The organism is Acinetobacter haemolyticus (assembly GCF_003323815.1).
Lineage (GTDB): Bacteria > Pseudomonadota > Gammaproteobacteria > Pseudomonadales > Moraxellaceae > Acinetobacter > Acinetobacter haemolyticus.
Window position 1 is genome coordinate 1,194,683 of record NZ_CP030880.1, and the last position, 14,170, is coordinate 1,208,852.

Sequence of the window (14,170 nt, forward strand, 5' to 3'; positions counted from 1 at the left end):
TTTTAAACATTTATCTTCAGAGTGCAATTTGATTGCTGAATTATTCATTGTAATCAGCAAGAAAAAGAGATCAGATGATCTCTTTAAGTCTAGTGTTTCAAATTAGAGATTACACATCGAGCTATTACGGCTCAGATCTGGCCCCCAAGTTCGATATCCTTGTGTATCAATATGGATCTGACCTGAACGATACAGCCCAATACCAAGATTTAGACTTTGACCATGTTGTATCCAAAACTGACAGAGCTTAAATTTTGTTTGTTCAATATAAGCATAATCCTGTGGTTGAGGATATTGAGGACCAATACGAAAATCGATTGCGGAATTAAACAAATGTCGCGATGAACTTGCTCCACCAGCACATTCGTTTAAGGGGAGGTCACGATAGACAGAAGTCACTTCGAAATCGGTGAGGACTTTTGCTGAAATGAGATATTTGAAAACACGTAATGTAGAGAGTGAGTTGCCCCATAATTCACGATTTGGAACAGCGTATTCAGAACGACCACACTTTTGCCAATCTCGTGCAGTACGTAAGAGCTCAAAACTTGGAATAATATGTGCGACTTGATTGCGAGCTAAATATTGTTCGTATTCGCGAACACGTGCGTAGTTATCACCTTGTCCTAACCATTGACGATAAGATGCAGGTTCGACTTTATCTGGAGCAGGGCGTGTTAGAGTAACCTGCTCCTGAGGAATATAAATTCTTTTAGCTTGATTTACTTGTGTTTTAGAACTAACACAACCGACCATCATCACAGGGACGATAAAGAATGATAAAAAACCCTGTAATTTTTTTCGCAACATAAACGGCAATTCACAATCTATAGGCTCATTATTTTAATGCAAAACAGCCCATATATAATGGATCAATTGCAAAGAAATGTGTGTTTCGAGTATTAAAAAAGACCAGATTAACTGGTCTTTTTCATTATTTTTCTAGATATTGCAATTTGTTTGGTTTGCCATTCCATTCTTCACGATCAGCAGGTTGTTCGCCGATTTGAGTAATGTTGTTGCCAGCCCATTTTTCAGATAACTCAGCATTGAGCTCGATAAAGACTTCTTGACCTTCAGGCAATTCATCTTCAGAGAAAATCGCATTTGCTGGACATTCTGGTTCACATAATGCGCAGTCAATACATTCATCTGGATTGATAACAAGGAAGTTTGGACCTTCATAGAAACAGTCTACAGGACATACTTCAACACAATCTTGATATTTACATTTAATACAATTTTCAGTGACAACAAAGGTCATGGCGACAGCTACCTAAAAATACGGTTTTTGTTTGGAATAGGCTATTGTAGGCAAAAATAGGGGAAACAAACAATTGCTTTTATTGATATTGTTTATTTATACATGTGAAAAATATAGTAACTAATTGATAAGTTTAAATATGTTGTGCTGGTGCATTGATTTTAAAGACATAATATACAGAAGTATTGATGATGAATTGGTTTATCTTTTGCTTTAAGGGTTAATAGAGAATTATTTTTGATCAATGTTTATATTGAATAAATAAGGTGAATATCTTCTGGTTCTAATTCCCATAGATGATGATCAGGTTGTGTTAATAATTTGGCACCATGTCTGAGGTAAAAGTCCACAGTACGTTTACTTGGTGTTGCTGAAATATAGAGTTGTTTTGCACCCAACCGTTTCGCTGACGCTATAGCAGAATACATCAATTGTGCTCCAATTCCTTGACCTTGGTGATCTGCATCAACATAAAAATATTGCAATAATTTTGCGTCTGGATAATCTACGATCATTTGGTTGGAAACAACTTGTATGCCAACTAACTGGTGATCTGAGTTAAATGCTCCGATACATAATCCATCTTGTTGGCAGATTTGTTTTAATAATGGTGGATCATTTTCTAGATGATAAGCATCCCAATTTTCAACATCATAAAAACAATCAATTAAATCTAAATCTTGCCCCTGTTGAACGTACATTTGAGTGATCAATTCACGGCGGTTAATCTGCTGCCAAATTAAATCGATTTCTGAAGTATTAAGTTCTCTAAGCACAATATTAAGCATTTGTTCCTTCGATTGATGTCTTCGTCTATTTTATAGATCATATAAGGGATTATCTTATTCGAAAAAGCTCTCAGACAAGCATTGCTGTCTTGCACTGAGAGCTTGCTGTTTAGGATTTGAGAGCAGCTTTTAACGAATAAAGTTGTTCAAGTGCCTGACGAGGTGTCAGATCGTCAACATCGATTTGATGTAATAGGGCTAATGCAGGCGAGGTTACTTCAACCTCAACAATTTTTTCAACCACTTGAGTTTCAATCTCATGTTCGATTGAGCTAAACAAATCATTCTGAACCGTATTTTGCAAATGTTGGTGTTGCTGTTTTTCCAAGATTTTTAATCGCTTTTGTGCTTCTTTAATGACATTTGCTGGAATACCTGCCAGTTTTGCAACCTGTAAGCCATGACTTTGACTCGCTGGTCCTTGTTGGACTTTGTGAAGTAGGATGAGATTGCCATTTAACTCTTGTGCAGTGACGTGGTAGTTATCAATACCTGTTTCACTACTTAGTTCGGTCAGTTCAAAATAGTGGGTGGCAAATAGACATAAACATTTCACGCGTTTAGTTAGATCGAGTACACAGGCCCAAGCTAAAGATAGTCCATCATAGGTACTGGTTCCGCGTCCAACTTCATCCATGAGTACCAAAGATTGGCTGGTCGCATGATGTAAAATTTGTGATGTTTCAGTCATTTCAACCATGAAGGTCGATTTACCTGTCGATAGATCATCGGCTGAGCCAATACGGGTAAAAATTCGATCAATTGAACCTAATTTTGCTGATTTAGCAGGAACGTAGCTTCCACAATATGCCAAAAGACTAATTAACGCCGTTTGACGCATGAAGGTTGATTTACCTCCCATATTTGGCCCTGTGATAATCGCCATGCGATGTTGAGGATCAAGAAAGGTATCATTTGGTGTAAATGGTGCTTTGTTAAGAGCCTCGACAACAGGATGGCGTCCTGCGTGAATCTTAATGCAAGTTTCAGGTGTAAATTCTGGTCTTGCCCAATTATTTAATCTTGCTTGGTGGGCAAAATTAGCCAATACATCAATATAAGCAATCGCCGCACTCATCATTTGTAATTGGGCAATATTTTGGCGCAGTTCATCCAATAATGATTCGAATAAAAGCTTTTCACGGGCGAGGGCACGTGATTCACTTGATAAAACTTTATCTTCAAAGCTTTTTAGTTCTGGTGTGATATAGCGTTCAGCATTTTTTAATGTTTGACGGCGAATATAGTCAGCAGGTGCTTGTTCTGCTTGAGCTCGGCTGAGTTCGATATAGTAGCCACTCACACGATTGTAGCCGATTTTTAGCGTATTAATACCCGTACGTTCACGCTCTTTAATTTCTAAATCAATGAGGAATTGTCCTGCGTGATCACGGATTTTACGTAATTCATCGAGCTCATCATCATAACCTTCTGCAATTACATTGCCATCACGTAGTAATACAGGTGGGCTTTCTACAATCGCAGCCATCAAGTGTTCATGTAGGTTTTTGAAGTCTCCAAGTTCTTGATCAAGCTGAAGAAGTAACTTAGATTGCTGTATTTTTAAAACAGGTGCTAAAGCATGGCGTAAAAATGGAATCTGTGCACAAGCTTGACGAAGCTGTACTAAATCTCTAGGGCGTGCACTACCTAACGCAACACGACTGAGCACACGTTCAATATCTCCAATCTCTTTCAATACTAAACGGACAGGAGACTCATGGTAGCCTTTGAGCAATTGTTCGGTTGCATCCAGTCGTGCATCGAGAATCGCAGTATCACGAATAGGTTGCATGAGTGTACGACTGAGTAAACGTCCACCCATAGCTGTTTGGCAGTCATTAATCAATTGGAATAATGAGGTTCCATGTTCAAATAACGGTTCGATAATTTCTAAATTGCGACGTGTAATTGGGTCGAGTGCAATAAAATCGGTACTTTGCTCAATTTGAATCGAACGAATATGAGGTAATGCTGTTTTTTGAGTTTCTTTCGCATAGTGAATCAATGCAGCAGCGGCAGCTTTAGCAAGAGGCAATGAGTCTAAACCAAACCCGGACAAGGTTGAAACTGCGAACTGATCGCACAAAGTTTTTTGGGCATTATTGAGATTAAAATCAACATTGGGACGTTTGGTGACAGAGCAATCTAGGTTCTTCTTAATATGTTCAATAATGTTTTGATCAATTAAATCCTCATCAATTAAGATTTCGCTTGGCATTAAACGAGCCAGTTCAATTGCGAGTTGTTCAGGTTTATAGTCTTGTTGTTGTACTTTAAAGATACTGGCACTGAGATCAAGTAAAGCGATCCCGATTTGATTTTGTTGGATGCAAAGCGCGACAAGATTTGAAGATTGGTAGCTTCCGAGCAAGGCATCGTCAGTGAGTGTACCAGGTGTTAGAACACGTACGACTTTGCGTTCAACAGGACCTTTACCTGTAACCTCACCAACCTGTTCACAAATCGCAACAGTACGACCAGCTTTAACTAAACGTGCTAGATAACCTTCTGCTGAGTGATAAGGCACACCAGCCATTGGAATAGGTTGACCATTGGCTTTCCCACGATGGGTTAGCGTGATACCTAAAAGTTTGGCGGCTAGGTGAGCATCTTCGAAAAATAATTCGTAAAAGTCACCCATACGATAAAACAATAGCGCATGTGAATATTCCATCTTGACCTTGAGGTATTGCTGCATCATAGGTGTATGTGAAGATAAGTCAGCCATTGTTTCTGTGCTATTCATGTATATTAAATCCTTAAATTTAAACAATAAATAAGTAAACCTTGAAAGTTTGGCTGTCCAACCAATTCTAACAACATCTATGTAAATCTGACTTAATCTAAGAAAAAAGTATACCTTTTAGTGTACCTTTTTTTATGTCAAAATTGAGTCAACAGTGTGTGAGAGTTTTGAACATACTCTCACGGTTGCCATCTTAACAAATTGAGCTTGATTGACAAAAAGGATTCCTAAAATGAATGAGGAAATTAACAACAAAAAGAAAGTTGCATTGTCAGCACGTGCAATTGATAAGATGAAAATTGGAGATCCTGATAAAAGTGATATTGGAGAATATTTGGGTTTGAGGGTAGTCTGTGGGAAAACTGGGCTAAAAAGTTTTGTATATAGGTATAGAAGTCCAATTGATAATTCTTTAAAAAAAATTACATTAGGTAATTATCCGAATATGTCTTTGGCTGAGGCAAGAATTGAACTTCAGCGTTTAAAATTATTGAGATCGCAAGGTGTTTGTCCTGCTTCAGAAAAGAAAGAAGAAAAGCTTGAAATCAAAAAAAATAAACAAAATATTGAGCTTGCACCTAAGATTTTGACTCTTAAGGAAGTTGTTGATCTTTATTTGACTGAGGTAATTGATGATCGGGTGATTGTTGACCAACGAACTGGTGTGAAAAAAATTATAAGAGGTACTCGTAATTCAAAAGGACAACATGAAACTAGAAGAACCTTGTATGTAGATGCTGTAAGAGTGTTCGGTGATAGACAAGCCGATAGCATTGTAAGAAAAGATATTGTTGAGTTTATAAAGAAAATCATAGATCGAGGTGCACAAGTTCAAGCAGGGCGAGTACTATCAGAACTAATAGCAGCTTATGATTATGCAATTGGTTTGGATTATTTCACTGAGCATTTTGCTAATCCAGCTTTGCTCGCTAAATCGAGTTTGAAACAAACCAGAATGAAACTCACTTCAAATAAGCGTACTCGCGTACTTTCTGAATCGGAATTAAAGCATGTTTTAACATGGCTGCCAGAATCAGGATTTTCAAAACATCATAAAAGTATATTGATGATAGCCCTTTGGACTGGTGCACGTACAGGTGAGATTTGTTCTGCTGAGTGGAAGGACATCGATTTTGAAAAGGCAACTTGGCATTTAAAGGGGACAAAAAATGGTTCTGAACGTTTTGTGCAGTTATCAAAGCAATGTGTAGCTCATCTTAAAGGGTTACCTAGTCTAAACAGTATTTATTTGTTTCCTTCATTTAGGACTGGAAAACCAATTGCACAGAAAACTTTAACTGAAGCTAAGTGGAAATTAAAAGGAGAGGGGCGAGCTAAAAATCATAATTTACAACCACAACAGTTATGGCCAAAAGAAATGGAGGATTGGAATCCTCATGATTTAAGAAGAACTTTACGAACAAATCTATCAAGATTAGGCTGTCCAACTGATGTTGCTGAAGCCGTTCTAGGTCATTCAAAAAAAGGTATAGAAGGTACTTATAATTTGCATACTTATGAAAATGAATGCGCTATTTGGTTGCAAAAATGGAGTGATTATTTGGAAAAATTAAAAAAATATTAGCAACCTAATTAGATCTCTGTTGACACTAGTAAAATCTTTTAATTAGAAGCTAGTATTAGACCTCTTGCAAAAATCATTTTTTAACCAACTCCATGTTGTAAATTGCAGCAATTAAATTCAGACGTAAACCCATGCGTTTACGCCTATTTCGATAACGTGTAGCCAGAATTCTAAAGGTCTTTAATTTTCCATTGACGTGTTCAATTCGAATACGACGTTTACTAATTTCCCGATTTATTTGCTTCTGTAATAAAGTTAACGGCTTCTTTTTACTTACCTTGAATGGCATCAGGCATTTTATCCCCAAACGATTTAAACCTAAATAACCTTTATCAATCAGCATAAAGGCTTGATATCTCTGCTTTTTACGTTGAGCCTTAAACAACTGGAAATCATGTGTACTCCCATGTGTAAGACCTAATGAAATAATCTGCATCGTTTCATAATGAATGATGAGTTGAGCTTTGATCGTATGTCGTTTTTTCTTACCGCTGTAGAATCTTTTCTGTTTTTTTTGGACGCTCAATTGTCATTTCAGTTGCATCGACAATAACAACATTCCAATCTATCCCTGCACCATGCGGTAGTTTCTTAGGTAAATGAAATTTATCAGATTTTATTAAAATATTTTCTATTTTATGAATAATTCTGGACGCAGTTGATTCGTGGATTCCATAACTCATAGCAACATGAAAGAGCGTGCGATATTCACGCCAATAACTTAGCGTCATTAACAGTTGGTCTTCAAGTGAAAGACTCGAAGGTCTACCTCGTTGAGTATTGACTTGGCTTGACTCTAATACTTCAAGCATTTCTAAAAAGGTTGAGGGTTGTATTCCAATCAGTCGTTTAAACTGACTATTTGATAGCATCTTTACTTTTTCATATTTCATGTACTCATGATAGTAGAACATGACTTTTTAATGTGGATAAAAAACAAACAAAACGTTGATCGTTTTTTGATTTTTGCAAGAAGTCTATTAATTAATAATAAACTTTGTTTAGTGATTTATCTATTTAGGTTGGATTTAAGGTTTTTAAATTAATCAAAGAGATTTTATTTTGGATTATTAATTATGAGCGTGATTTCCAAGATTTACTTGTTGATAATTTGGAAATTAATTCTAATTATACCGAATTGTAATGTGTCTATATGTACTATTCATAAAGTTAAAAATATCTATAAAAACGTGAAAATGAAAGTAATAATATTGAAAAAATTAATGCAAATGGGATACTTCATCTTTTCACTGAAATTCTACAAGAATAAGAAAATTTAGAGATCAAATAATTTGATAATAATTATTATTTGTTAATGAAAATAGTTTACTTGTAGTTTCTGATGATAAGAGTTTTTTATATAAAAAATTATGACAAAGTGAAAATAGATGTGTTTTTGTTAGAGAGGACATGTATATTCTACCAATAGTATAGAAAAAATTAGGAATTTTTGGCATGGAAGTTACAAAAATTAATGTCGATCAACGTATCAACGATATCTCTGATATCTTAAGAATATTTCTTTATCTGAATCCGAGTACAGGAAATTCTCAAATTATTTATGCAATCGAAGCATTTTATGAACTTTCTTTACGACGACAGTTTGGTGAAGATATTCCAGAAAATAGAAAGAAATTTTTAGTAAAATTTGTGAATTATTTACTTCGTATAGGAGGGAATTATTCGAATCAACTTAATTACATCAACGAAAATGTAAAAAAACCATTATCAGAAAACCCGTACACTAAAAGCGAACTAAGATATATAGCTCATGCGTTTAACCCAAATAATTCAAGATTAAACGCCCTCATTTTTTTACCTAAAATCTGGCAACAATATTTTTATTCCATTGATTTTATTCATTCGAAAATTTTCTTACATCAAGGAGATGTTGAAGAGAAAATCGATATATTTATTACAAACTGGTTAGATAATTTTCCACCTATGGAAGATAATTATTGGTTGAAAATTTATCAGCGCCTCGAATACTACCAGAAAAAAATTGATGAATGTTTCATTAATTCAAATAAAATAAAGGTTGTATGTTTAAAGCTTGGATATCATTTAGATCCAGAAATAGACCCAAAAAAAATAAATGATAAACATCTGGAATGGTCTAAGAATAGAGCCTTAAATCATTTAAATATTTTTGTAAAGGAGCTTCAGCATGATAAACGGATACTTACAAGTTTTTTAAAACTTGATTTTAGTTCAAATTATGATTTTACCGTTTTTGGTATATTCGTTTTTAAAAATCACAAGACAGAATCTATGGTGAGTTTGGTCGATGGAATACAAAACATATGGCAATCTACATTTTCAAAACTTGAACGTTGGGAACAAACAACTCGACTAAATTATGGAAATGAGTGTTCAATTTATAACACTGATCAGTATAGATATTTGGATTATACACCTTGTTGCAAACATATCTCAGGAAATATCACTACTGGTGTTATTGAAAAAAATACTGATAAATATAATTTATTTATAAGAACAACTTTAAATTATGTTGTCAACTCTTCAAAGTTGTTTGAATTTTTTATAGCTGGCGTTGAATGTAATTATTTCTATCATTTTCACAATGAGCAACTTCCAATTGAGCCAAAAGTTGAAAAATCGCAATCAAAAGCTTCCAAAAAATTAAGAAAGCGAATAGAACCTATCGCTGAAAAGTTTGAATTTGGTTTGTTGAAATATTTTAAACAAATCCAGTTAAGAAAAGTTGAAGAGAAGCATATAAGAAATATTGAATTCATGTATGAGAATTTGCTAGAACGGTACCCTGAGATTGAAAAACCAGTATGGCAATTTCTCGCAGAGGCTGAAGTATTTGTTTACTTGCTAGCAAAATGGAAAGAATTGCCATTAAATCCTGAAAAATCATCTGTAAACTCAAAGACTTTTTATCCTAGTGGCGACTTAAAACAGTTGTATACAATAATTTTTAAGAAAGTCCTGAATAAAAAAAGACTTTTTGAAATCTTATTTGCTAAGTTCGGTTTAGTTTTTAATCCATATTTATTAATTGCTTATATCGCTTTAAGCAATATTGAAAATGAGCTTAAATTTCAGGAGTTTATTAAGTATTCTGATGAGCAGTTGGTTAGGTTTTGTGCTGATATCCGAAAAATACTTGATGGTTCACTCAGTGATTTTACTAATCATCTAGAATATAGCTTAAGACAAGTTCAAAATCTTGAGTTTAAAAAACAAATTCTTTCTAGTATAAGACTTTATATCCAAAGTTTAGAAGAAAGTGCTAAAAAAGCAAAAACTCTAAGAGGACTGATTGAGTCAAATTTAGAGCAAGCACGCAGAGCAAAAAGTCAGTATCACGCCTATTGGACGCAAAAAAAAGCATTTACTGGAGCGAATATCTTTATTTCTGTTGAAGTACAATGCGCTAATTTTGCATCAAATTTTAAGGATATTGACGGAATTTTTAAAACTGTAATTGATAAATTGAACAAAGATACAGCTATAGAGATACTTGCTTATATTGGTTGTTGGGATATGCTTGGCTATTCTTCTCATATCAAATCAGCAAAAATAACACTTCTCTTTTCAATTTCTAAAAGGGATATTGCTACAGAAATGGATTTCATTAAACATTTTCAGTCTAAGTTGACATTCGTATGCGAAAAATATAACAACAAAAAAATGGAGAGTAACGATCAAGTTGAATTAACATTAACAGAAGATAGGTTTTCTACGCTCATCATAAAAAGGCTTAGATCTGAGCCATTGCAAGGAGAGGAAAAAATTTCAATTTTAGCATGGTTCCATTATGTGAGCCAAAAGCCTTTGTACTTGAAGTCGACTCTTGATGAATATAGCAAAAGAGCAATTAAGGGATCTGCGAGTTACAAAAAACGAAAGAAAGTACAAAAATCTCAGCTAAAAAAATTCAATTCAGAGTTGGCAATTTGAACATAGTATAGGGGTAAAGCCCTAAATAAACACGTATTTTGTATATTGCATATGGTGTATATATTTATGATATATAAAATAAATATTACATATCATAAAAGATCTTAATGAAAAATATAGTTACTAGACTGCTTGATGGATGAGATAGTTCCTAGGTAGTGTACTAAGTTTCCAATAAGAATATAAAAAAATACAGAAGTATCTTTCCTATGACTTGAAAGTGTTATAGGAGAGTATAGTGTTGAATCATAGTTATTCTGAATCTGAAGTTTCTTTTGGCTTCGATTATTTAATTTGCAACTTTGAGAAGGACTTATCTCGACGTGTTGTCAAAAGTTGGACCGACAAGGATTTTGTAGACTTCCTTTTTAGTTCCATGTGGCTCCAAGAGATTATTGGGCAGAGGCAAAAGTGGGTCTGGTTGCTGAATTTGCCTGATCGAGAATATTGCCCTCGTATTTCATTGTTTTTTAAATGCGTAACCGAGTATTTTGAACAATATCCTGAACTTAACCAAAATAATGTTCTTTTGCAAATTCCACTTACTGTCATTTTGATGATAACTTTGAACTTTGCTAAGAAGTTATTATCGCTTTCTTACAGTCGTATTAGATCAGATCGCAAGTATCAGGCAAAAGTAAGGGAGAGAGATATATCAGAGAAACTAAAGCAACTCTCAGCGCGTAAGTCCAGGTTGTTACCGTTTCGTTTTGAGTTGTACTATCGTGAAAATTATGCATATTCAGTGAGTAGTGTTGAACTCAGAATTCACCTTGAGCGATTTGTAAAAGAGATAAATAAGCCTGAGCATTATGTTTTGACAGAGGTAGATCGAAACAAAGTTGATTTAGAGATTTTGTTCTACGCTAGAGTTGTTGAACAAGGAAAGAAATACGGACATTTCCATATTCATTTTATGGTAATCCTAGATGGTAAGCATCTACAAACACCCTATAGATTCCATCAAGCTGCTACAAAAATCTGGCATCAGATTACAGAGGGTAATGGTTATTTATCTGTCCAAAATAAAAAGAATATTCGTTATCCTATGCAACATTACATCAATGGTCAGGTTATTGATCGCAAAGATACTGAACGCGTAAAAATATTGATGAATTATGTGGCTCCTTATCTGACTAAGATTGGCACAGATTGTGAAAATCAATATCTGCGCATTAAGTCATATGGTTTTGAAGCGTATGCTTGTAGCCACTTTAGAACCAACAAGGTGAAGTAAGTTACATCTAGTGACTAAAATTGGTATGGAGCTGATCAAGAAAGAATAAAAAAATATGTCAAACACCTTCCTATGCAATTAAAACAGCATAGGAATTTTTGCAATGAATATCTCAAAGATTGAGCATGAATATGCTCCACAACTCGAACAAAATCTTTTAGCTCTTTATCAACAAGTCCGTTTTCGAAGATCTGAATTAGATATGCAGTATTGGCAAGAGTTATTTATAAAAACCCTACCTGACTGGAAGCCATTGATGCTGTTTCGTGAGCTCGAGTTTGATCTTTGGATTTCAGCCTTTCTTTATTGTTATCAATGCACCCTTTATGATCTTCAGTTGATGTATTTAGAAATTGATGATGTAGAGCAGGTCAAACAATTTATCGATTTACTACTAAAAAAGTTGTGTGATCTTTTTGCTAGTGTCAACTTCTTTGAAAGCATTAAGAAAGAAAAAGAAGAACATGATAAACATATTCGTAAATATAGAATGCAGTATGAGGAAGTGACTAAATATCAACACCACCTTAATACGGTACGACTATATTGCACCTATCAAGCGGATTATCATCCTTTCGCTTCAATCTTTGACCTTGCTAAACACATAAAAGAATTTGAAAGAAAAGTTGAGAGAAACGTATTGGTCAAAATGGGATGTCTGTATTTTTATCGCAAAGTATTCCGTGTCCCTGAAAAGAATCAGTATGTATGTGCCTATTTCCTTAGCTTTAATGAACGTTTACTTAATCGTGGTGATGGCTTGTATCAGCAGTTGAAACAACAATGGCTAGATGCGACTAACAACTACGGCTTGGTACTGGATGTAGATTCTGATTTACCTTGGGAAGAACGGAGTGATGATTTTTTAGCGATGTTTGAGGACATGGAGGATGCTTGTGACGATCTAAATGGCATGACTAATAGTGAATTTTATAATGTTGGTGACAAAGCAACCCGTTTAAGGGTGCGTCCAAGGAAATTTCAACAATTTTTGGGTAAGCCAATCAAAAGTTATAATTTATAAAAATACCAGAATCCTGCGATACCTTGCTTATCAATTCTACACCAATCCATTTGCTCCTCTTTGTCTGCTTGACGGCAGACAGAGTGGGGGCTATCCTTTCGATGCTGGCCTACATTGCTAGCGGGTTTTGACAGACTCGAAATAACAAAGACAGTAGATAAAAGTACTCTTTTATGTGCTGTGAACCCGTTCGTCCCCCTTTCTCTTTATGGTAGGACGTTAGGGGGACGCGCTTGCGCGTGCTGGTTTCTTTGTTTACCAGTCTGTCAACCCTCTTTCGTTCTACCACCATAATCAATTGACAGTGATTCGGTAGAACTTCTTTAATAAACAAAGGAGTCGCCTCATGCGTCTACAATTTTTAAAATTTCCTGATTTGAATCTACCCCAGTGTTGTGTATGGCTTTGTCATCACTAAACCAATAACAGCATACATAAAACAATAATTTTATCTGGGGTAAACAAATGAAGGATCTCCATCCTCTGTTTGTCTGTGTGCTCGGATCATTTTTACTGATCGGCTGTGGAAATAAAAATGCTTCCACTGAAGTTTTACGCCCTGACGAAAATGCAGCACTCAGCCAACGACTTGAACCAACACATCGACCTGTTCTGGTCGAGGCCAAATTTCTACAACCATTTTTAAAACAACAACTAGCCGAAGCTGATGTTTCAGGTTTCCGCGATTATCTGCATGCTCAAGAAGGCAATCGATCTGCGCTGCAACAGTTCCGAGACAAACTCCAACTCAAAGCAAATCAAATCTTGGTGCTGGGAGTAGAAAAACCAGGACAGCAATCCTTACAGGAATTTCTAAACAATGACCTGTTTGCCAGTGCGAATGATCTCGTGATTAACCATGCTCGTTTTCTTAAAACTCCTGTTGAAGGGCAAGGCAAAGGTGAGTTTGAAACCACGGAGCAGTACCAAAAACGCCTAGACGCTGAAAATGCTAAACATAAAAAACTCACGGCTCAGGTCAACGTCGACTTAGGGCGACTCGAAGATGCCTTAAATTACTTGGCTGCACCGATCCCAATCAATGTACTGAGTCCCACAGCGGAAGATTCAGCGCAATATGATGTAGATCGTCAAGTGATGCACATCCAAGCCTCATCCACCACCACAGCGGATTATTATTCCTCAGTGGTCTCGACCTTAAATCTGATCTTTAGTGCCTCAGTGAAGGATGCCGAAATCATACTCGGCAATTTGAGAGATGAACGAGATAAACGAAACTATCTGGGCTTTATCTTCAGTGTGCAACAAGGACAACTCCGCATCGATCAAGTCATCCTCTATCAACACAACAACAATGATGACCGCTACCTACGCTTAGCTACCATCAATCCCTCACAACTGTATTTAAGCACCCGTCCATTAATTGCAGATGAATCTAATCAAAGTCTCAATTCCAAACAGCCATATCCACTTCAACAAAAACTACCGTTTCAATTTGGCCTAAAAAACTACCGAAACCCTGAGCAACAAGCCCCAGAACCCATCTTGGAATCTAGACCACCAACAGAAGAAGAACTCACTCAACTGAGTTTAGAGGCTGCATCGAGTGAAACTGAGGGAGCACTATAA

At 35.6% G+C, this 14,170-nt stretch carries 10 protein-coding genes; 5 read left to right on the forward strand and 5 right to left on the reverse strand.

Annotated elements, in window-relative coordinates; translation table 11 throughout:
- Positions 1 to 102 precede the first annotated feature (102 nt).
- The 4 genes from DS737_RS05375 to mutS all read right to left on the reverse strand — a co-directional run bounded on the left by DS737_RS05375 (position 103) and on the right by mutS (position 4,801).
- Entirely contained in the window at positions 103 to 810 is a 708-nt protein-coding gene (locus DS737_RS05375) for a D-Ala-D-Ala carboxypeptidase family metallohydrolase (RefSeq protein WP_100833838.1), read from the reverse strand.
- A gap of 124 nt (positions 811 to 934) precedes the next feature.
- Entirely contained in the window at positions 935 to 1,264 is a 330-nt protein-coding gene (gene fdxA / locus DS737_RS05380; protein ID WP_004639922.1) for a ferredoxin FdxA, read from the reverse strand.
- 248 nt (positions 1,265 to 1,512) lie between these two features.
- A complete protein-coding gene (locus tag DS737_RS05385; protein ID WP_113996971.1) occupies positions 1,513 to 2,052 on the reverse strand; it encodes a GNAT family N-acetyltransferase in 540 nt (179 codons plus the stop codon).
- 109 nt (positions 2,053 to 2,161) lie between these two features.
- The gene (gene mutS / locus DS737_RS05390; protein WP_113996972.1) at positions 2,162 to 4,801 is read right to left on the reverse strand and encodes a DNA mismatch repair protein MutS; all 2,640 of its coding nucleotides are present in this window, start codon (positions 4,799 to 4,801) and stop codon (positions 2,162 to 2,164) included.
- 232 nt (positions 4,802 to 5,033) lie between these two features.
- On the opposite strand from mutS, the gene DS737_RS05395 reads away from it, so the two are divergent.
- A complete protein-coding gene (locus DS737_RS05395) occupies positions 5,034 to 6,386 on the forward strand; it encodes a tyrosine-type recombinase/integrase (protein ID WP_113996973.1) in 1,353 nt (450 codons plus the stop codon).
- Positions 6,387 to 6,459: 73 nt separating this feature from the next.
- On the opposite strand, the gene DS737_RS16365 is transcribed toward DS737_RS05395, so the two are convergent.
- Positions 6,460 to 7,279, reverse strand: a protein-coding gene (locus DS737_RS16365; protein ID WP_407641401.1) for an IS5 family transposase whose coding sequence is annotated in 2 segments (ribosomal slippage) — positions 6,460 to 6,895 and positions 6,894 to 7,279 — 822 coding nt in all. Because the reading frame shifts where the segments join, the coding sequence is not laid out codon by codon here.
- Positions 7,280 to 7,841: 562 nt separating this feature from the next.
- Here DS737_RS16365 and DS737_RS05410 point away from each other — a divergent pair.
- The 4 genes from DS737_RS05410 to DS737_RS05425 all read left to right on the forward strand — a co-directional run bounded on the left by DS737_RS05410 (position 7,842) and on the right by DS737_RS05425 (position 14,170).
- Entirely contained in the window at positions 7,842 to 10,319 is a 2,478-nt protein-coding gene (locus DS737_RS05410) for a hypothetical protein (protein WP_113996975.1), read from the forward strand.
- 238 nt (positions 10,320 to 10,557) lie between these two features.
- Complete coding sequence (locus DS737_RS05415; protein WP_113996976.1) at positions 10,558 to 11,556, forward strand: inovirus-type Gp2 protein; 999 nt, start codon at positions 10,558 to 10,560, stop codon at positions 11,554 to 11,556.
- 103 nt (positions 11,557 to 11,659) lie between these two features.
- The gene (locus tag DS737_RS05420; protein WP_113996977.1) at positions 11,660 to 12,580 is read left to right on the forward strand and encodes a hypothetical protein; all 921 of its coding nucleotides are present in this window, start codon (positions 11,660 to 11,662) and stop codon (positions 12,578 to 12,580) included.
- Positions 12,581 to 13,045: 465 nt separating this feature from the next.
- The gene (locus tag DS737_RS05425; RefSeq protein WP_113996978.1) at positions 13,046 to 14,170 is read left to right on the forward strand and encodes a hypothetical protein; all 1,125 of its coding nucleotides are present in this window, start codon (positions 13,046 to 13,048) and stop codon (positions 14,168 to 14,170) included.

Bases quoted from the DNA above. Each gene is read 5' to 3' on its own strand.
- DS737_RS05375 (WP_100833838.1), bottom strand. From the start codon at position 810: ATGTTGCGAAAAAAATTACAGGGTTTTTTATCATTCTTTATCGTCCCT.
- fdxA (WP_004639922.1), bottom strand. From the start codon at position 1,264: ATGACCTTTGTTGTCACTGAAAATTGTATTAAATGTAAATATCAAGAT.
- DS737_RS05410 (WP_113996975.1), top strand. From the start codon at position 7,842: ATGGAAGTTACAAAAATTAATGTCGATCAACGTATCAACGATATCTCT.
- DS737_RS05385 (WP_113996971.1), bottom strand. From the start codon at position 2,052: ATGCTTAATATTGTGCTTAGAGAACTTAATACTTCAGAAATCGATTTA.
- DS737_RS05420 (WP_113996977.1), top strand. From the start codon at position 11,660: ATGAATATCTCAAAGATTGAGCATGAATATGCTCCACAACTCGAACAA.
- mutS (WP_113996972.1), bottom strand. From the start codon at position 4,801: ATGAATAGCACAGAAACAATGGCTGACTTATCTTCACATACACCTATG.
- DS737_RS05395 (WP_113996973.1), top strand. From the start codon at position 5,034: ATGAATGAGGAAATTAACAACAAAAAGAAAGTTGCATTGTCAGCACGT.
- DS737_RS05425 (WP_113996978.1), top strand. From the start codon at position 13,046: ATGAAGGATCTCCATCCTCTGTTTGTCTGTGTGCTCGGATCATTTTTA.